The organism is Luteimonas lutimaris, assembly GCF_039537065.1.
Lineage (GTDB): Bacteria > Pseudomonadota > Gammaproteobacteria > Xanthomonadales > Xanthomonadaceae > Luteimonas > Luteimonas lutimaris.
Map to the genome: position 1 here is coordinate 93,313 of NZ_BAAAZU010000030.1, position 17,638 is coordinate 110,950.

General features: G+C 69.4%; 19 protein-coding genes. 5 read left to right on the plus strand and 14 right to left on the minus strand.

What is annotated here, in order from left to right; genetic code table 11:
• Positions 1–56: 56 nt before the first annotated feature.
• On the minus strand, positions 57–1,094 hold the full coding sequence (gene trpD, locus ABD679_RS13525; RefSeq protein ID WP_344760527.1) for an anthranilate phosphoribosyltransferase: 1,038 nt from the start codon (positions 1,092–1,094) through the stop codon (positions 57–59).
• A gap of 112 nt (positions 1,095–1,206) precedes the next feature.
• On the minus strand, positions 1,207–1,785 hold the full coding sequence (locus ABD679_RS13530) for an anthranilate synthase component II (RefSeq protein WP_344760528.1): 579 nt from the start codon (positions 1,783–1,785) through the stop codon (positions 1,207–1,209).
• A gap of 140 nt (positions 1,786–1,925) precedes the next feature.
• Here ABD679_RS13530 and ABD679_RS13535 point away from each other — a divergent pair, with 140 nt between their 5' ends.
• Both ABD679_RS13535 and ABD679_RS13540 read left to right on the plus strand, forming a co-directional pair.
• Positions 1,926–2,192 carry a DUF2249 domain-containing protein gene (locus ABD679_RS13535; protein ID WP_344760529.1) on the plus strand — a complete coding sequence of 89 codons (267 nt, stop codon included), beginning with the start codon at positions 1,926–1,928 and terminating at the stop codon, positions 2,190–2,192.
• 3 nt (positions 2,193–2,195) lie between these two features.
• Positions 2,196–2,807: a hypothetical protein gene (locus ABD679_RS13540; RefSeq protein ID WP_344760530.1), complete on the plus strand. Its 612-nt coding sequence runs from the start codon at positions 2,196–2,198 to the stop codon at positions 2,805–2,807.
• A gap of 23 nt (positions 2,808–2,830) precedes the next feature.
• Here ABD679_RS13540 and trpE read toward each other — a convergent pair whose 3' ends face one another.
• From trpE to ABD679_RS13560, 4 genes are all read right to left on the minus strand, one after another.
• On the minus strand, positions 2,831–4,333 hold the full coding sequence (gene trpE / locus ABD679_RS13545; protein WP_344760531.1) for an anthranilate synthase component I: 1,503 nt from the start codon (positions 4,331–4,333) through the stop codon (positions 2,831–2,833).
• 169 nt (positions 4,334–4,502) lie between these two features.
• The gene (gene yegS, locus ABD679_RS13550) at positions 4,503–5,435 is read right to left on the minus strand and encodes a lipid kinase YegS (protein ID WP_344760563.1); all 933 of its coding nucleotides are present in this window, start codon (positions 5,433–5,435) and stop codon (positions 4,503–4,505) included.
• 201 nt (positions 5,436–5,636) lie between these two features.
• The gene (gene rpe, locus ABD679_RS13555) at positions 5,637–6,359 is read right to left on the minus strand and encodes a ribulose-phosphate 3-epimerase (RefSeq protein ID WP_425561906.1); all 723 of its coding nucleotides are present in this window, start codon (positions 6,357–6,359) and stop codon (positions 5,637–5,639) included.
• A 15-nt stretch (positions 6,360–6,374) separates the two neighbouring features.
• Complete coding sequence (locus tag ABD679_RS13560) at positions 6,375–6,710, minus strand: J domain-containing protein (RefSeq protein ID WP_344760533.1); 336 nt, start codon at positions 6,708–6,710, stop codon at positions 6,375–6,377.
• 123 nt (positions 6,711–6,833) lie between these two features.
• Here ABD679_RS13560 and ABD679_RS13565 point away from each other — a divergent pair, with 123 nt between their 5' ends.
• Entirely contained in the window at positions 6,834–7,736 is a 903-nt protein-coding gene (locus tag ABD679_RS13565; protein WP_344760534.1) for a phosphoribosylaminoimidazolesuccinocarboxamide synthase, read from the plus strand.
• 110 nt (positions 7,737–7,846) lie between these two features.
• Positions 7,847–8,341: an Mpo1 family 2-hydroxy fatty acid dioxygenase gene (locus ABD679_RS13570; protein ID WP_344760535.1), complete on the plus strand. Its 495-nt coding sequence runs from the start codon at positions 7,847–7,849 to the stop codon at positions 8,339–8,341.
• Positions 8,342–8,369: 28 nt separating this feature from the next.
• Here ABD679_RS13570 and ABD679_RS13575 read toward each other — a convergent pair whose 3' ends face one another.
• The 6 genes from ABD679_RS13575 to hppD all read right to left on the minus strand — a co-directional run bounded on the left by ABD679_RS13575 (position 8,370) and on the right by hppD (position 14,838).
• Complete coding sequence (locus ABD679_RS13575; protein WP_344760536.1) at positions 8,370–9,230, minus strand: NAD-dependent epimerase/dehydratase family protein; 861 nt, start codon at positions 9,228–9,230, stop codon at positions 8,370–8,372.
• 1 nt (position 9,231) lies between these two features.
• A complete protein-coding gene (gene nhaA / locus ABD679_RS13580) occupies positions 9,232–10,452 on the minus strand; it encodes a Na+/H+ antiporter NhaA (RefSeq protein WP_344760537.1) in 1,221 nt (406 codons plus the stop codon).
• A gap of 5 nt (positions 10,453–10,457) precedes the next feature.
• Positions 10,458–11,414, minus strand: a complete 957-nt coding sequence (locus ABD679_RS13585; protein ID WP_344760538.1) for a calcium/sodium antiporter — start codon at positions 11,412–11,414, stop codon at positions 10,458–10,460.
• 68 nt (positions 11,415–11,482) lie between these two features.
• Positions 11,483–12,133: a lectin gene (locus ABD679_RS13590; RefSeq protein WP_344760539.1), complete on the minus strand. Its 651-nt coding sequence runs from the start codon at positions 12,131–12,133 to the stop codon at positions 11,483–11,485.
• 125 nt (positions 12,134–12,258) lie between these two features.
• Positions 12,259–13,560 carry a homogentisate 1,2-dioxygenase gene (hmgA, locus tag ABD679_RS13595; protein ID WP_344760540.1) on the minus strand — a complete coding sequence of 434 codons (1,302 nt, stop codon included), beginning with the start codon at positions 13,558–13,560 and terminating at the stop codon, positions 12,259–12,261.
• Positions 13,561–13,728: 168 nt separating this feature from the next.
• The gene (gene hppD / locus ABD679_RS13600; RefSeq protein ID WP_344760541.1) at positions 13,729–14,838 is read right to left on the minus strand and encodes a 4-hydroxyphenylpyruvate dioxygenase; all 1,110 of its coding nucleotides are present in this window, start codon (positions 14,836–14,838) and stop codon (positions 13,729–13,731) included.
• A gap of 110 nt (positions 14,839–14,948) precedes the next feature.
• Between hppD and ABD679_RS13605 the strand changes: the two genes are divergently transcribed.
• The gene (locus ABD679_RS13605; RefSeq protein ID WP_344760542.1) at positions 14,949–15,452 is read left to right on the plus strand and encodes a MarR family winged helix-turn-helix transcriptional regulator; all 504 of its coding nucleotides are present in this window, start codon (positions 14,949–14,951) and stop codon (positions 15,450–15,452) included.
• 21 nt (positions 15,453–15,473) lie between these two features.
• On the opposite strand, the gene ABD679_RS13610 is transcribed toward ABD679_RS13605, so the two are convergent.
• Positions 15,474–16,049 (minus strand): thioredoxin family protein, encoded by a 576-nt coding sequence (locus ABD679_RS13610; RefSeq protein ID WP_344760543.1) that lies wholly within the window; start codon positions 16,047–16,049, stop codon positions 15,474–15,476.
• 2 nt (positions 16,050–16,051) lie between these two features.
• On the minus strand, positions 16,052–17,611 hold the full coding sequence (locus ABD679_RS13615; RefSeq protein WP_344760544.1) for a peptide MFS transporter: 1,560 nt from the start codon (positions 17,609–17,611) through the stop codon (positions 16,052–16,054).
• Positions 17,612–17,638: the final 27 nt, after the last annotated feature.

Here is a 17,638-nt window from a genome sequence, read left to right on the forward strand (position 1 = left end):
GCTGGAGGCCGTCCGAAAAGCTCGCGGCTTCCGCCGCTCCCGCAGCGCACCCGGAATCAGCACGCAGTGGCCAGGCGCTGCGTGGTCCCGACAAATTCGCGCAGCTTCGCCATCGCCGCGCCGGACGCGATCGCCTCGCGTGCCCGCTCGATGCCGCCGGCCACAGACTCGGCCACGCCGGCCACGTACAGCGCCGCGCCGGCGTTGAACGCGACGATCTCCAGCGGCAGCCCAGGCCGGTTGCCGAGTGCGTCGAGCAGCATCGCCTTCGATTCGGCCGGATCGGCCACGCGCAGGTTGCGACTGGCGGCCATGGCGATCCCGAAATCCTCGGGATGCAGCTCGTACTCGCGCACCACGCCGTCGCGCAGCTCGCCCACCAGCGTGGCCGCGCCCAGCGACAGCTCATCCATCCCGTCGCGCCCCCACACCACCAGCGCGCGCTGCGCGCCGAGTTCCCGCAGCACGCGCACCTGGATGCCAACCAGGTCCGGGTGGAACACGCCCATCAGGATGTTCGGCGCGCCCGCGGGATTGGTCAGCGGGCCGAGGATGTTGAACAGCGTGCGCACGCCCATCTCGCGGCGCACGGGCGCGACTACCTTCATCGCCGGATGATGGATCGGCGCGAACATGAAGCCGATGCCGCAGGCGTCCAGGCACTGGCCGACCTGGGCCGGCTGCAGCTCGATCGCCGCGCCCAGCGCCTCGAGCGCGTCGGCGCTGCCCGACTTCGACGACACGCTGCGGTTGCCGTGCTTGGCCACCCGCGCACCGGCCGCGGCGACCACGAAGATCGAGGCGGTGGAGATGTTGAACGTGTGCGCGCCATCGCCGCCGGTGCCGACGATGTCGACCAGGTGCGTCCTGTCTTCGACGGGTACCGGCAGCGCGAATTCGCGCAGCACCTTGGCCGCGCCGGCGATCTCGTCGATGGTTTCCTTCTTCACCCGCAGGCCGGCGAAGATCGCCGCAGTCATCACCGGCGACACCTCGCCGCGCATGACCTGGCGCATCAGATCGACCATTTCGTCGTGGAAGATTTCGCGGTGTTCGATGGTGCGCTGGAGGGCTTCTTGGGGGGTGATGGGCATGGTTCGGGATTGGGGCTGAGGGTTGGGGGCCAGGGATTGGCGAATCGGGACTCGGGACTCGGGAAGCGTCATCGCTCTTGATCGTCATTTCCTGATGGAGACAGCACCTGCCTCACCGCTCCAGGAAATTCTTCAGCAGCGCATGGCCGTGGTCGGTCAGGATCGATTCGGGATGGAACTGCACGCCTTCCACCGGGTGTTCGCGGTGGCGCAGGCCCATGATCTCCTCCATCGAGCCGTCCTCGTGCTCGGTCCACGCCGTCACTTCAAGGCAATCGGGCAGCGACTCCTGCTCGACCACCAGCGAGTGGTAGCGCGTGGCCTCGTAGCCATCGGGCAGGCCGGCGAACACGCCCCTGCCCTCGTGGCGGATGGGCGAGGTCTTGCCGTGCATGATCCTTCCGGCGCGCACCACGCGGCCGCCGTAGGCCTGGCCGATGGCCTGGTGACCGAGGCACACGCCGAGGATCGGCACGCGCGCGCCGAGGCGCTCGATCACGGCCAGCGACACGCCCGCCTCGTTCGGCGTGCACGGCCCCGGCGAAATCACGATCCGCGCCGGCGCCAGCTTCTCGATCGCGTCCACGTCGAGCGCGTCGTTGCGCTCCACCCGCACCTCTGCGCCCAGCGCCTGCAGGTACTGCACGAGGTTGAAGGTGAAGCTGTCGTAGTTGTCGATCATCAACAGCATGTCGGCCTCCCGGCCAGGTTGTCGCCGCCTGCGCGCGCCGGCGGGCGAGCATGCAATCGCGCGCCATCCTGACCTGGATCAGGGCGGGCGCAGACAGACGGTCGCAGGCTGGACATTCCACCCTCCACCGGGAGACCGCCATGACCGACCCAGCCACCGCCTCCGCCACGCCCGCCTATACCCCGCACCCCTTCGACGCCCGCGGCATCGCGCGGCGCTTCCGCCACTCGGCGATCTTCGGCGCGCTGGGCGCGCTGGAGCCCGGCGAGGCGATGCGCTTCGTCAACGACCACGACCCGCTGCCGCTGCTCGACCAGCTGCGCAACCGCTTCGGCGACCACATCGAAATCGTCTACCGCCAGCGCGAACCGGGCGCGATCGTCATCGACTTCGTGATCAAGGCCTGAGCCATGGGCTTTCCGGCGTTCTTCGACGAGGCGCCGGTCCTGCGCCTGCGCGACCGCCTGTCCGAGCTGCTGGGCGCCACGCCCGATGGCGTCATTGCGTACCGCTACGCCGACGCGGTGCGCCTGGCCGGGCACTCCTGCCCCACTGTGGCCGGCGCGTGGCTGTGCGCGCGTGCCGGCCTGCGTGCGTTGTACGGCGACGACCTGCCCGAACGCGGCGGCGTGGCGGTCGCCATGCCCGAAGCCGAGGATGCGGGCGTGGCCGGCGTCATCGGCCAGGTGTTGACCCTGGTCACCGGCGCCGCCGGTGTCGGCGGTTTCAAGGGCCTGGGCGGGCGGCACGCGCGCAACGACCTGCTGCGCTACGGCGCCGCGGACGCCACGTCCCTGCGCCTGCATCGGCTCGACAGCGGGGAAACCGTCGAAGTCGCGCTGGACACGTCGACGGTCCCGGCCGAGCCGGCCCAGCGCGTGCTGCTCGGACTGGTGATGCGGGGCGATGCGGACGCGGCACAGCGGCGCGAGTTCGGCCGCGTGTGGCAGGACCGCGTCCGCCGCCTGCTGCTCGACCACGCCGACGATCCGGCCGTGGTCCGCGTCCGGCGCATCGGCTGAACCGCCGGGCCAGCGCGGCGCGCTCACAGGCCACCCGCCGCGCGGGCCACGGCGCGGAACAGCGCGCGGCCCTTGTTCATCGTCTCCTCCCACTCCCTGTCCGGGTCGGAGTCGTGGACGATGCCGGCGCCGGCCTGCACGTGCAGGCGGCCGTCCTGGATCACCGCGGTGCGGATGGCGATCGCCATGTCGGCGTCGCCGTGCCAGCCCAGGTAACCGACCGCGCCGGAGTACACGTTGCGCTTGACCGGTTCGAGTTCGCGGATGATCTCCAGCGCGCGGATCTTGGGCGCGCCGCTCACCGTGCCGGCGGGGAACGCGGCGCGCAGCACGTCGACGTAGCCCAGCCCCGCGCGCAGGGTGCCGGTGACTTCGCTCACGATGTGCATGACGTGGCTGTAGCGTTCCACCACGAACTGCTCGCCGACCCGCACGCTGCCGGGCTCGGCGACGCGGCCGACGTCGTTGCGGCCCAGGTCGATCAGCATCAGGTGCTCGGCGCGCTCCTTGGGGTCGGCCAGCAGCTCCGCTTCCAGCGCGGCGTCCTCTTCCGGCGTTTTCCCGCGCGGGCGGGTGCCCGCCAGCGGCCGCACGGTGACGGTTCCGCGCCCAGCCTCGTCGTACTGCAGGCGCGCGAGGATCTCCGGCGACGCGCCCACCACCTGGGTGTCGCCGACGTCGAGGAAGTACATGTACGGCGACGGGTTGAGCGCGCGCAGCGCCCGGTACACGTCCACCGGGCGCGCGTGGAACGGCACGCTCAGTCGCTGCGACGGCACCACCTGGAACACGTCGCCGGCGCGGATGTATTCCTTGCAGGTTTCCACCGCGGCGATGAAGCCCTCGCGGGTGAAGCCGGACTCGAAGTCGGCTTCGTCCAGCGCCGCCGGCTGCAGCGTTTCCGGGTAGCCGGCGCCGCCGTGGCGCAGGCGGTGGCTGAGTTCGTCCAGCCGCCGGTTGGCGCGCGCCATCGCCTGCGGCTGGCGCGGATCGGTATGGACGATGAGGTACAGCCGACCCTTGAGGTTGTCGAACACCGCGACCTCCTCGCTGAGCATCAGCAGGATGTCGGGCGTGCCCAGTTCGTCGCGCGCGTGGCCGCCCGCGAAGCGCGGCTCGATGTAGCCGATGGCCTCGAAGCCGAACCAGCCCACCAGCCCGCCGGTGAAGCCCGGCAGGCCTTCGATCTTCGGCACCGAGTACGCCGCGCGCAGGCGCTCGACCTCGCCCAGCGGATCGGCCACCTCGCGGGTCTCGATGACTTCACCGTATTCGCTGACGGTCAGGGTGTGGCCGTGGAAGGCATGCACGCGCCGCGCGGGCAGGCCGATGATGGAGTAGCGGCCGAAACGTTCGCCGCCCTCGACCGATTCGAACAGATAGGTGTGCGGCCCGTCGGCCAGCTTGAGGTAGACCGACAGCGGCGTGTCGAGGTCGGACAGCACCTCGCGCACGACCGGCACGAGGGTGTGGGCGGATTCAGGCGGTTGCGGGGACTGCGATGGTTGCGATGCGGGCGTGGTCACGCGGCGTTTCCTCGACGGACGGGTGGGCGGGGTCGACGGCGGCTGCAAGCCACCATCGCCAACCCAGGTCGGCGGAAACGCGGTGCGGGTTTGCCCGGATGTCCATGGGCGCCAACTGTAGCGGCTTTGCGGCGGTTGCGCGATGCCCTGCCCTGCGCGCGTGCAGCGGCTACGGTGAACCCAGCAGCGGGCAGCCGGCCGGCAGGTGCATCCGCACGCGCCCGGGCACGCATGCGATCCGGAAGCGGGTGGACTCGACCGGCTCGCCGTCGAGATTGAGCACCAGCGGCGCGTCGGCCTCGATCTCCAGCCACGGCAGGCGCGCGCGTACCGCGGCCTGGTCGAGCGCGGCCTCGCGACCCTCCTTGAGCAGGGTCGCCAGGGTGCCGCCGACTGCGCCGGAAAGCTCCGGCACCACGGTCACGTCGAGCAGGCCGTCGTCGACCAGCGCGTCCGGGCACAGCGCCTGCCCGCCGCCGGCCTGGCGGCCGTTACCGATGCCCAGGGCGATGAAGTTGCCCGCCCAGGAAAAACCGGGCCCGCGCATCCGCGCGGCAATCGTTTCGATCCGCCCCATCTTGGCCATGCCGGTGACCAGGTAGGCGAGCCCGCCAAGCAGCTTCTTCAGCCCGTCATGGGTTTCCACCGTCACCTGCGTGCCGAAGCCGCCGCTGGCGAGGTTGGCTGCCCAGTGCGCAACGCCGTCGGCGTCGAGCCGCAGCAGGTCGACGGCGCGCGGGGCCGCGTCGCGGACGAGTTCGAGTGCGGCCAGCGCATCGTCGGGAATGCCCGCCGCGCTGGCGAAATCATTGGCCGTGCCCAGCGGCAACAGGCCCAGAGAGGGCAGCGCGTCGGCATTGCCGTCGCGGTGCGCCAGCGCCGACGCCACTTCCCTGAGGCTGCCGTCGCCGCCACCGGCCACCACGTGCGTGGCGCCCTGCTCCAGTGCCTCGGCGACGTAGCGTTCGGCATCGCCCTCCTCCCAGGTCACCCGCACTTCCAGCGCGATGTCCTGCGAACGCAGGGCCTGGACCGCGTCGCGCACGGCGTCGTCGCCGGCGGACTTGCCATTGAGGATGAGGTACCAGCGCGGTCGGGACATGGGCATGCAGGCGTCGGAAGGTCGTCCACGCTAGCAACCGGGCATCGACGATGCGTGAACCGGCACGGCCCGGACGGTCACGCCCCTGTCATCGGCCGCGTCCAGCATGGAAGGCCATGGCAGGGACGACGGGCGGAGGCGGGATTGCCTCCATTCTTCCCAGGGGCCGGCACGCCATCACGGGTGCCGGTTCTTTTTCGCTCAGCGCACCGAGGCGACGGCCGCGCGCATCTCTTCCACCACCTGCCGGTAATCGGCATGGCCGAAAATCGCAGACCCGGCGACGAAGGTGTCCGCGCCCGCCTCGGCGATCCGCGCGATGTTGTCGGGCTTGACCCCGCCGTCGACCTCCAGCCGGATCGCCTTGCCGCTGGCGTCGATGCGCTCGCGCACGCGTTCGATCTTGCGCAGCGTCGAGTCGATGAAGCTCTGCCCGCCGAATCCGGGATTGACCGACATCAGCAGCACCAGGTCGAGGTCCTCGAGCACGTAGTCGAGCACGTCCAGCGCCGTGGCCGGGTTGAGCACCAGGCCGGCGCGGCAGCCTTCGGCCTTGATCAGCTGGATCGTGCGGTGCACGTGGCGGCTGGCCTCGGGGTGAAAGCTGATGTCGGTGGCGCCGGCCGCGGCGAAGTCCGGGATGATGCGGTCGACCGGCTCGACCATCAGGTGCACGTCGATCGGCGCGGTCACGCCATGCCTGCGCAGCGCCTGGCAGACCATCGGGCCAATGGTGAGGTTGGGCACGTAGTGGTTGTCCATCACGTCGAAGTGCACCCAGTCGGCGCCGGCCGCGAGCACGTTGTCGACCTCCTCGCCGAGGCGGGCGAAGTCGGCGGACAGGATGGACGGGGCGATGACGGTGGGCTGCATGCGGGTTTCTCGTACTGGATTCGCCGGGCGTGCGGCGGTGTGGACGGCCATGGCCGCGATGGGCGGCTACCTGCGCTTGCGCAGCGTCTTGATGTGGTCGTAGGCGGCGTTGATCTCGCGTGCCCTGGCATCGGCCTGGCGACGCAGTTCGTCGGCGGCGCCGGCCAGCTTGTCGGGGTGGTACTGGGTGATCAGACGGCGGTAGGCCAGGTCGACCTCGGCGTCGCTGGCTTCGTCGGTCAGGCCGAGCACGCGCCAGGGATTCTCGCGCGGACCGCGGAACCAGTCGGTGTCAAAGGCGTGGCCGATCAACAGGCCGATCAGCGCACCTACCAGCGGGTTTGGCCGGAACAGGGCCGCGCCGGCGATGAGGCCGAGCAATTTTCCGTACCAGCGTTTCATGGGCGGATTCTAGGCCATGCAGGTAACGCGTGACGCACCCCTCCATAAGCCCCGCTGTTTTTGAAACCCTCCCCTTCACCGTGCACGGCTACAATGCCCGCCCGTAGGCTGCAACTCCCAATGATGGCAACGACCCTGCTCGAGGCCGATCTTCCCGGCCTCCACCTGCGCCACCGCGGCAAGGTCCGCGACGTGTTCGACCTGCCCGGCGACGAAAGCGAGCCGAAGCTGCTGATGGTCGCCAGCGACCGCATCAGCGCCTTCGACGTGGTGCTGCCCGACCCGGTTCCGGGCAAGGGCGAAATGCTGTGCCAGATCAGCAACTTCTGGTTCGGCAAGACCGAGCACATCGTGCGCAACCACCTCACCGGCATCGAGGTCGCCCCGGTGCTGCCTGCCGGCGTCGATGCCGCCCTGTACGAGCGGCGCTCGGTGGTGACGCGCCGGCTCAAGCCGGTGCCGGTGGAGGCGATCGCGCGCGGCTACCTGATCGGCAGCGGCTGGAAGGACTATCAGCGCACCGGCCGGGTCAGCGGCATCACCCTGCCCGACGGCCTGCGCCAGGCGCAGCAGTTGCCGCAGCCGGTGTTCACACCGTCGACCAAGGCCGCCGTCGGCGACCATGACGAGAACATCGATTTCGACACCATGGTGCGCGGCATCGGCGCGGAACTGGCCGAGCAGGTACGCGACGCGACGCTGCGGCTGTATGCGTTCGCCGCCGCCTACGCCGCCGAACGCGGGATCATCCTGGCCGACACCAAATTCGAATTCGGTACCGACGCCGACGGCCGCCTGTACGTGATGGACGAGATGCTCACGCCCGACTCCTCGCGCTACTGGCCGGCCGACGAATACGAAGTCGGCACCAGCCCGCCGAGCTACGACAAGCAGTTCGTGCGCGACTACCTGGAAACGCTCGACTGGGACAAGACCGCGCCCGGTCCGCGCCTGCCGGCCGAGGTCATCGAACGCACGCGCGCGAAGTACGCCGAGGCGCTGCACAAGCTGGCGGGGATCTCGTAGCCCGGGGTTACGCCCTCCGACGGCGGCAACTGCGTCACCGACCATGCTTTCGCGGGAGCCCTCCGGCCGCAGGCGCGCTATGCTTGCCGCAGCCCTCCCGGAGCTTCGCCATGAACGCGCAGTCCGAACCGATGCAGCGCCCCATCGACCGCTGGTTCGCCAGCTATTCCGGCGACCACCGCAACGACGCCAACCAGTGGATCCACGTGTTCGCCGTGCCGGCGATCCTGTGGAGCGTGATCGCGCTGCTGTGGTGCATCCCGGTGCCGATCACCTGGTTCAAGGCCGGGCTGTGGGCGGCGCTGGCGATGTTCGCGGCGTGGATGTTCTACTGGCGCGCCTCGCGCCCGCTGGGGCTGGGAATGCTGGCGGTGTTCGTTGCCATGGCCTGGTTCACGCGCTGGATTCACGACACCTACGGCGTGTGGAACCTGCTGTACGCAGCCATCGCCGTGTTCGTGGTGGCGTGGATCGCGCAGTTCGTCGGCCACAGCAAGCTGTTCGAAGGTCGCAAGCCGAGCTTCTTCACCGACCTGCGCTACCTGCTGATCGGGCCGGCCTGGGTGCTGGCCAAGGCGTACCGCAAGTTCGGGTGGAAGTACTAGTCCACGCCCGACCGGCCTGCGGACCGGCCTAGCCGGCGCCGAACATGCCCGCAGCGGGTTCGAACGCACGCGGCGCATAGCCGAAGTCGCACCGCGCCGGCTCCGCGTCGAACACCAGGTCTTCGCGCATGCGCGCCAGCGCGGCATCGCCGAAGTCGCGCGCGACGCCGCCGGCGTGCGCCAGCACCAGCAGCGCGCGGAACGCGGCCGGCGGCAGCAGGTGCAGCGTGGCAGGCGGCTGCAGCGTCGCCAGCACGCGCGCGACCATGTCGCGGTAGGCGAGCGTCTCGCCGCCGGGCAGCGCGTAGGTCCGGCCGTGCGTCGCCACGACATCGAGCACGGCGAACGCGGCCAGCGCCAGGTCGTCGACGTGCACCGGCTGACGCAGGCCACAGGCATCGGCGGGCAAAGCGAAGCGGTGCCAGCGCCGGGCCAGCGCCGCGATGCGGGTCAGCGTGCGGTCGCCGCCGGCGCCGTAGACCAGGGTCGGGCGCAGCAGGGTGGCCGCGGCGGCGCGGCCGGCCGCCGTCGACAGCACCTGCGCCTCGCCTTCGCGCAGGCGCGTGGCAACGTCGCGCTCGCCGGCATCGGCCGAGTCCTGCTTGACCTCGGCGCTGGTCGAACCGAACGCGACCACGCGCGGCGATTCGACCGCCGACCGCGCGTACCAGCGCGCGAAGTGGTCGAGCGGCCCGCAGCTGACGATGGCGTCGACGCGCGGTGGCAGGCCCTCGATGCACTCGAGGTCTCCGCGCAGCCAGCGCAGGCCCGGCGCCTCCGGCTGTTCGCGGCGCGACACTGCCAGCACCTGCCAGCCGCGCCGGCGCAGGCGCGACAGCAGCGGCCTGCCCATCTGGCCGCTGCCGCCGAAGACGAGCGCCAGGCGCATTTCAGTCGCCGGCGGGCTGCGGCTTGAGCACGACGCGCAGCCAGGCATAGCCGGCCAGCGCCGAGACCGTCGAGGCCGCGAGCACGCCGATCACGCTTTCGGTGAAGCGCAGCTCGTCGCCCGCGAAACCCAGCGACGCGATGAACAGGCTCATCGTGAAGCCGATGCCGCACAGCATGCCCAGCCCCAGCATCGCCTTGAAATCCATGCCGCGCGGGAAGCGCGCGAAACCGGCAACGCGCATCAGCACGGCTGCCGACACGATGCCGATCGGCTTGCCCAGCACCAGGCCCAGCGCGATACCCAGCGGCAGCGGCGTCAGCAGGTCCTTCATGCCCAAGCCCCCAACCACCAGCCCGGCGTTGACGAACGCAAACAGCGGCAGCACGCCGTAGGCCACCCAGGGATGCAGCGCATGTTCAAGCGTCTCCACGGGCGAATGCTCGGTGGCATCGTCGAGCTCGTTGCGACGGTTCACGTGCGGAATCATCAGGCCGGTCACGACGCCGGCCAGGGTCGCATGCACACCGGACTTGAGTACGCATACCCACAACACGACGCCGAGCAGCAGATAGGGGGTCAACGCGGTGACCCCGCGCCAGTTGAGGAGCGCCATTGCCACAATCGCCGCCCCCGCCCAGCCCAACGCGGTGTACGACATCCCGTAGGTATAGAACACCGCGATGATCACGATCGCGATCAGGTCGTCGACCACCGCGATCGTCGACAGCAGCAGCTTCATACCCAGTGGCACCCGGCTCCCCAGCAGGGCGAGCACACCCAGTGCGAAAGCGATGTCCGTGGCAGTCGGGGTGGCCCAGCCGCGCAGCGCGACGGCGTCGCCATGGTTGAACCACCAGTAGATGGTCGCCGGTACGGCCACGCCAGCCGCCGCGCACACCAGGGGCAGCATCAGCTGGTCGCGGCTCGAAAGCTGCCCGCTCAGGGTCTCGCGCTTGATCTCAAGCGCCACCAGCAGGAAAAACATTGCCATCAGGCCGTCGTTGATCCACAGCAACAGTGGCTTGTCGATCCTGAGCGCGCCGATGCGCAGCTCCACCGGCACATCTCGGAACGCCTGGTACAGGTCGTTCACCGGCGTATTCGCACAAACCAGCGCTACCAAGGCAGCGGCAATCAGGAGGATGCCGCTGGCTGCCTCCAGCTTGAAAAAATCCGCAAACAACTGCGCCGCACCGGCGCGGAACTTCCCGATCTGCATTCAAATCAGCCTGTCTGGATCAGGAACAATTCGAACACGACCCAGGCCACGAACGCCACCAGCAGGACACCGCCTTCGGTCCGGCTCACGCGCAGGTCACCGCGCAGCATCGGGTACAGCATGACCGCGAACACCAGCGCCGCCGGCAGCTCGAAGCGCACGAACGAGGCCGGCACCGGCACCTCGCGTACCACCGCCATGCCGCCGAGGATGACCAGCAGGTTGAACACGCTCGAACCGATCACGTGCCCGGCGACCATGTCGCCCTGCCCGCGCCGCGCGGCGGCGATCGCGGCGGCCATTTCCGGCAGCGCGGTGCCGATGGCGACCACCAGCAGGCCGGTCAGCAGCGGCGCCATGCCCAGCGCCTGCCCGATCACCGGCGCCGACTGCACGATCCAGCGCGCGCCGAAGTACAGCAGCACCACCGCGACCGCGAAGCGCAGCAGGTTCAGTCCCAGGCTGGTGCCGGTGCGCGCGAATGCGGCGATCGCGTCCTGCAGCTCCGGCTTCTCGTTGCGGGTGCGGCCGATGCAGGCGGCCAGCACGCCGACGAAGGCGATCAGCAGCAGCACGCCTTCGAACCGCGACAGCGTCCCGTCCCAGCCGGCGACCATCACCGCCACCGTGCCGACCATCAGGCACAGCAGCAGCGGTGCCAGCGCGCGCCAGCGCACCAGCAGCGGCGCCGCCAGCGCGGCCGCGCCCAGGGTCAGGCCGACGTTGGCGATGTTGCTGCCCACCGCATTGCCCAGCGCCAGTGCCGGATTGCCGGTGAACACCGCGCGTGCGTTGACCGCCAGTTCCGGCAGCGAGGTGCCGAAGGCCACCAGCAGCAGCCCGGCGACGAACGGGGACGCGCCGAAACGCTGCGCAAGCCCCGAAGCGCCCTTGACGATGGAGTCCCCGCCGAGCGCGAGCAGCACCAGGCCAAGCACGAAGAACGCGACTGCCTCGAACATGGCGACCCCTCCAGCGTGGACGTGACCGCGATTCTAGGGGATCGACGGTCCAGCCGGGGCGGCGGGACTCAGCTGCAGCCTTCGACGTAGTCGACCTGCGGCGGCAGCCCGACGCGCCAGGACGTGACCTTGCCGTCCTTGCCGGTGGCGAACACCAGCTTGCCGTCGCCACCGTTGGCGTCGTCCACGCGCAGGTACAGGCCGCCCTCGACGTACTTGTGCGGCGTTTCCTCGACGCGGCCGGCGTACAGGTCGCGGATCTCGCCGGCGTCCATGCCCACCTTGCCGCCGCCCGGCGCGATCTCGCGGCCGGTGCCCACGTCGTAGCGCACGAATTTGCCGCCTTCGATCATGAACGCGAAATCGGACGGTACCGTCACCCACTTCGGCACCAGGTAGTAGCAGGCGTCCGCCGCGTCGCCGGCGGTCTCGAGTTCGCCGCCCCAGGCCTGCGTCGCCTCCTCGGCCGTCATGCCGAACCGCATGTCGCCGTAGCCGTCCATGCGCACCTGCCCCAAATCCGGGGCCTGGTTGATCGGGGCCGTCGCGGGCGGCACGTCGTCGGCCGGCTGGTCGAGCGGCGGCGGCGCGGCAGGGTCGCCGGCCATCGCATCGGCAGTGTCCGCGGGCGTGGCGGCGGAATCGTCGGGCGTGCGCTCGGCAGTGCAGGCGGCAAGCGCGAGCGCGAGCAGCGCGACGGCGGGAATCGTGTGTTTCATGCATCCTGCTCCGGACAAACAAGCCGACAGGTTTTGCGAACGCTCGTTAACGCACTGCGAACACAGTGGCGCACCGTCACACTTTCGCATCGCTGGCGCCGGCGCCCGGTCGCCGGCGCGCCCCGTCAGCGCGGCGGCGCGAAATGCTTCTGCAGCCCCGCCCAGCACTGCTGGTAGTCGCGCTGGCGGTGCGCGGCGTCGAGCGCCTGCCGGGTCGGCGCGATCACCGAGCGGGTCTCGAACATGAAGGCCATGGTGTCGGTGATCACGTCCGGCTTCGACAAGTCGGCGGCGGATGCCTTCTCGAACGTGGCCGCGTCCGGCCCGTGCCCGGTCATGCAGTTGTGCAGCGAGCAGCCGCCCGGCGCGAAGCCTTCCGCCTTGGCGTCGTAGGCGCCGTGCACCAGGCCCATGAACTCGCTGGCGACGTTGCGGTGGAACCACGGCGGCCGGAACGTGTCCTGCGCCACCAGCCAGCGCGGCGGGAAGATCGCGAAGTCCATGTTCGCGGTGCCCGGCACTTCGCTGGGCGAGGTCAGCACGGTGAAGATCGACGGGTCGGGATGGTCGAAGCTGATCGAGCCGATGGTGTTGAAGCGGCGCAGGTCGTACTTGTACGGCGCGTCGTTGCCGTGCCAGGCGACCACGTCCAGCGGCGAATGCCCGATCGGCGCCCGCCACAGGTGGCCCTGGAACTTGGCGATGAGCTCGAAGTCGCCGTCGACATCCTCGTACGCCGCGTTCGGCGTGAGGAAGTCGCGCGGGTTGGCCAGCCCGTTCGAACCGATCGGCCCCAGGTCCGGCAGGCGCAGCAGGCCGCCGAAGTTCTCGCACACGTATCCGCGCGACGGGCCGTCGGGCAACTCGACGCTGAAGCGGATGCCGCGCGGGATCACCGCGATCTCCTGCGGTTCGACCTCCAGCACGCCCAGCTCGGTGGCGATCACCAGACGGCCCTGCTGGGGGACGATGAGCAGTTCGCCGTCCGCGGTGTAGAAGAACCGGCCCTGCATCGACCTGTTCGCGGCGTACAGGTGGATCGCCACGCCGCTGTGCGCGGCCGGGTAACCGTTGCCGGCCATGGTGTACAGGCCGTCGATGAAGTCGGTCGGCGCCTCGGGCAGCGGCAGCGGGTTCCAGCGCAGCTGGTCGGGCGTGACCGGCTCGTGGCCGAACAGGTTGTGCAGGCGCGACTGCTCGAACGGCTCGAACGTGCCGTGCATCGCCGCCGGGCGGATCCGGTACAGCCAGCTGCGCCGGTTCTGGCCGCGCGGCGCGGTGAAGGCGGTGCCCGACAGTTGCTCGGCGTAGAGCCCGAACGCGACTTTCTGCGGCGAATTGCGCCCTTCCGGCAGCGCGCCGGGCACGGCCTCGGTGGCGAACTCGTTGCCGAAGCCGGACTGGTAACCGTTGTTTGCGATGCTCATGGAACTGCTCCGCTTTGAGCCCCTCTCACGCCTGCGGGAGAGGGGTTGGGGTGAGGGTGCGCGGGCTGGCCGCGGAAGCAGCCTCGCTGCGCGCGGCCCCTCGTCCGGCGCTTCGCGCCACCTTCTCCCGCAAGCGGGAGAAGGGCTGCCGGGATGGTGCGTTCGGCCTTACAGCACGCCGCGCTTCATCTGGTCGCGCTCGATGCTCTCGAACAGGGCCTGGAAGTTGCCCTCGCCGAAGCCTTCGTTGCCCTTGCGCTGGATGATCTCGAAGAAGATCGGGCCGAACGCGTTCTGGGTGAATATCTGAAGCAGCTTGCGCTGCTTGGTCTCCGGGTCGGCGTCGATCAGGATCTTGTTCTTCGCCAGCCGCGGCACGTCCTCGCCGTGGTTGGGCACGCGCTGGTCGATCACCTCGAAGTAGGCATCGGGCGTGTCCAGGAACTCGATACCCTCGGCGCGCATCTTCTCCACCGTTTCGTAGATGTCGTCGGTGAACAGCGCGATGTGCTGGATGCCCTCGCCCTTGTAGGCGTCGAGGTACTCGTTGATCTGGCTCTTGGGGTCGTTGGACTCGTTGAGCGGGATGCGCACGATGCCGTCCGGCGCGGTCATCGCCTTGGAAATCAGGCCGGTCTTGGCGCCCTTGATGTCGAAGTAGCGGATCTCGCGGAAGTTGAACAGTTTCTCGTAGTAGTCCGACCACTTCTGCATGTTGCCGAAGTACAGGTTGTGGGTCAGGTGGTCGATGAAGGTCAGGCCGAAGCCCTTCGGGTCCTGGTCGGCGCCCTGGATCGGCAGGTAGTCCTCGTAGACCGAACCCTTGTCGCCGTAGCGGTCGACCAGGTACAGCATGCAGTCGCCGATGCCCTTGACCACCGGCGCGTCCACGGCCCTGGTGTCGGGCTTGTCGGTCACCGCCTCGCCGCCGTTGGCCAGCACCTTGTCGTAGACCTCGGACGCGGGCTTGTTGAAGCGGATCGCGAAGCCGCAGGCCGAAGGGCCGTGCTGCTTCGCGAAACCGGCCGCGAACGCGTCCGGGTCCTCGTTGAGCAGGAAGTTCACCCCACCCTGGCGATACACCGTGATCGGCCGGGTCTTGTGGCGCAGCACGGCGGTGAAACCCATGCGCGCGAAATAGTCGTGCATGGCCTCGCCCTGGCCCTCGGGCGCGGCGAACTCGACGAATTCGAACCCGTCGATGCCCATCGGGTTCTCGAACGTGGTGACGGTCATGCCCAGGTTCGGGCCCTTGGTGGTCTGCGGCTGCGCGCTCATGGGGGACTCCTCGGTGGCGGGCACCGTCGCGCGATGCGGCGGCGCGGCTTGCATTGGGTGGCCTGTCGTTATAGTTTCAGATGAAACCATTTGCAAGGCGCAGCGCAGCAATGTCGAGCGATCCCACCGCCGCCGCGGCCCCCCCGCAGCACGCCGTGCTGGAGCTGGAACGCTTCCTGCCCTACCGCCTGAGCGTGCTCTCCAACCGGGTCAGCCAGACCATCGCCGATGCCTACGTCGAGCGCTTCGGCCTGGCGGTGACCGAGTGGCGGGTGATCGCGGTGCTGGGCCGCTTCCCGGGCCTGTCGGCCAATGGCGTGGCCGAGCGCACGGCAATGGACAAGGTCGCCGTGAGCCGCGCGGTGGCGCGGCTGCTGGAGCGCGGGCTGCTGCAGCGGGACCTGCACGACAGCGACCGCCGGCGCTCGGTACTCACCCTGAGCGAGGCCGGCTACCGCATCTACGACGAAGTCGCGCCGCTGGCGCTGGAATGCGAACGGCGCCTGCTCGAACACCTGGCGCCCGACGAGCGCGCCCTGCTCGACCGCCTCATCGACCGGCTGATGGAACAGGGCCTGCCGCACCTGGAAGCCGGCACGCAAGACCCGGCATAGCGCCGGGCCGTCCGCGCCCGGCTACGTGGTCGCCGGCTCCTTCGCGGGCGGCATCCAGGCCCGCAGGAAGGCATCGAATTTCTCGCGGTCGTAGCTCTCGTCCAGCTCCAGCTCGCCGGTGAACTGCGAATGCAGCAGCTTGCCGTCGGCGTCGAGCACGAACAGGTGCGGATAGGCCTTCACGTCTGGGAAGCGGGCGAGGAACGGAGCGTTGTCGTTGTCCTCGCTGTAGTTGACCTTCATCCACACGAAGCCGGCATCGCGCAGCGCGAGCAGGTCGGCATCGTCGTGCAGGAAGGCATCCATGCGGTGGCACCACGGGCACCACTCGCCGCCCACGTCGAGCATGATCCGGCGCCCGCTGTGGCGGGCTTCGGCCATGGCCAACTCCAGGTCGGCCGCAGGGTCGCGGGCCGGGTCGAAGTCGGCATCGAGCGCGGCGATGGCGGCCGGGTCCGGGGCCGGCTCCTGCGCGGGAGCCGGCACTTCGGCCGAGGGCGCCGCCGTGCCGTCCGCCGGGGCGGACGGCTGGCAGCCGGCGGCAAGTGCCAGCAATACCGCCAGCGCGGCGGCACGCGGCAAGAAGGCCGGGCGCACCGTCACTTGACTCCGTGCATCAGCTTGTTGACCAACGGTGCGATCAGGAAAAGCACCACGCCCGCACCGAGCAACAGCCAGAACGCGAAGGTGAAGCCATCCCGCGCCGAGGCGATGGTCATGCCGGTTTCGCCGCTGATTTCGCCCGCGAGCAGGCCGGACAGGTTGTTGCCGATCGCGGTGCTGAGGAACCAGCCGCCCATCGCCAGGCCCACCATGCGCAGCGGCGCCAGCTTGGTGACCATCGACAGCCCGATCGGGGACAGGCACAGCTCACCGGCTGTCTGCAGCACGTAGCACAGTACCAGCGGCCAGAACGGGATGCTGTTGGCCGCCGGATCGACCAGGCTGGTCAGCGCGTAGATCAACACGCCGAAGCCAAGCGCATTCCCCAGGATGCCGAGCCCGAACTTGCGCGGGATCGACGGCTCCCAGCCGTGCTTGTGCGTGAACGCCCAGATCATCGACACGATCGGCGCCAACAGCACGATCGCCACCGGGTTTACCGACTGGAACCAGCCGGTCGGGAAGACGAAACCACCTGCCCCGAACAGGTCGCGGTCGACGATGTTCTGGGCAAGGAAGTTGAACGAACTGCCTGCCTGCTCGAAGAAGCACCAGAAGATCACGTTGAACGCGAACAGGATCAGCATCGCCACGACACGATGCACGCCAACCTTGTCGCCCTTGAGCGCACCGGTGACCAGCATCACCGCCAAGCCCACGAACAGCGCGCCCAGGATCCAGGCCAGCACCTGCGCACCAACCTCGGCCAGCAGGTAGTACACGACCGGGATCGCCAGCAACACGCCGACGACCACGCCGAGCAGGTTCTTGCCGGGGGCGCGATCTTCCGGCGGCATGCCGATGCCCTTGAGCTGGCTGCGGCCGAAATAGAACCACACCAGGCTCAGCAGCATGCCGACGCCGGTGGCGTAGAACACGACCTTGTAGTTCTGCTCCATGGGCGTGCCGAACACCTGGCTGGCGAGCCAGCCGGTCAGCACGGGCGCAACCAGGGCTCCCGCATTGATGCCCATGTAGAACAGGGTGAAGCCCCGGTCGCGGCGCGCGTCGCCCTGCGCGTAGAGTTGCCCGACCATCGACGAGATGTTGGGCTTGAACAGGCCATTGCCGACAATGACGACCGCCAGGCCGGCCATGAATACTTGCTGGTCAGGCACCGTGATCATGAACAGGCCCACGGCCATGACCACCGCACCGACCAGGATCGAGCGTTGGTAGCCGATGATCCGGTCGGCGACGTAACCACCGAAGATGGCGGTCGCGTACACCAGCGCCAGATAGGCGCCGTAGGTCCGGCTGGCATAGGCTTCGCCGGAGGCGTCGCCGCCGAAGAATTCCGCAACGATGTACAGCGTCAACGCCCAGCGCATGCCGTAGAAGGCGAAGCGCTCCCAGAACTCGGACATGAACAGCATCCACAGCGGGCGCGGGTGGCCGAGCATCTGCGGGAAGTCCGGTGGCTGCGTTCCGCCGCTCGACAGGCCCTCGATTGGCGGCCCCGACGGCTCTGCTGCGCTGGTTACGTTGGAACTCATGCGTACTCCCCCGTGTCGTTCAGGATT

Bases quoted from the DNA above. Each gene is read 5' to 3' on its own strand.
- ABD679_RS13605 (WP_344760542.1), top strand. From the start codon at position 14,949: ATGTCGAGCGATCCCACCGCCGCCGCGGCCCCCCCGCAGCACGCCGTG.
- yegS (WP_344760563.1), bottom strand. From the start codon at position 5,435: ATGTCCCGACCGCGCTGGTACCTCATCCTCAATGGCAAGTCCGCCGGC.
- ABD679_RS13590 (WP_344760539.1), bottom strand. From the start codon at position 12,133: ATGAAACACACGATTCCCGCCGTCGCGCTGCTCGCGCTCGCGCTTGCC.
- hppD (WP_344760541.1), bottom strand. From the start codon at position 14,838: ATGAGCGCGCAGCCGCAGACCACCAAGGGCCCGAACCTGGGCATGACC.
- trpD (WP_344760527.1), bottom strand. From the start codon at position 1,094: ATGCCCATCACCCCCCAAGAAGCCCTCCAGCGCACCATCGAACACCGC.
- ABD679_RS13570 (WP_344760535.1), top strand. From the start codon at position 7,847: ATGAACGCGCAGTCCGAACCGATGCAGCGCCCCATCGACCGCTGGTTC.
- ABD679_RS13535 (WP_344760529.1), top strand. From the start codon at position 1,926: ATGACCGACCCAGCCACCGCCTCCGCCACGCCCGCCTATACCCCGCAC.
- ABD679_RS13565 (WP_344760534.1), top strand. From the start codon at position 6,834: ATGGCAACGACCCTGCTCGAGGCCGATCTTCCCGGCCTCCACCTGCGC.
- rpe (WP_425561906.1), bottom strand. From the start codon at position 6,359: ATGGCCGTCCACACCGCCGCACGCCCGGCGAATCCAGTACGAGAAACC.
- hmgA (WP_344760540.1), bottom strand. From the start codon at position 13,560: ATGAGCATCGCAAACAACGGTTACCAGTCCGGCTTCGGCAACGAGTTC.
- ABD679_RS13585 (WP_344760538.1), bottom strand. From the start codon at position 11,414: ATGTTCGAGGCAGTCGCGTTCTTCGTGCTTGGCCTGGTGCTGCTCGCG.
- nhaA (WP_344760537.1), bottom strand. From the start codon at position 10,452: ATGCAGATCGGGAAGTTCCGCGCCGGTGCGGCGCAGTTGTTTGCGGAT.
- ABD679_RS13540 (WP_344760530.1), top strand. From the start codon at position 2,196: ATGGGCTTTCCGGCGTTCTTCGACGAGGCGCCGGTCCTGCGCCTGCGC.
- ABD679_RS13575 (WP_344760536.1), bottom strand. From the start codon at position 9,230: ATGCGCCTGGCGCTCGTCTTCGGCGGCAGCGGCCAGATGGGCAGGCCG.
- ABD679_RS13560 (WP_344760533.1), bottom strand. From the start codon at position 6,710: ATGAAACGCTGGTACGGAAAATTGCTCGGCCTCATCGCCGGCGCGGCC.
- ABD679_RS13615 (WP_344760544.1), bottom strand. From the start codon at position 17,611: ATGAGTTCCAACGTAACCAGCGCAGCAGAGCCGTCGGGGCCGCCAATC.
- ABD679_RS13530 (WP_344760528.1), bottom strand. From the start codon at position 1,785: ATGCTGTTGATGATCGACAACTACGACAGCTTCACCTTCAACCTCGTG.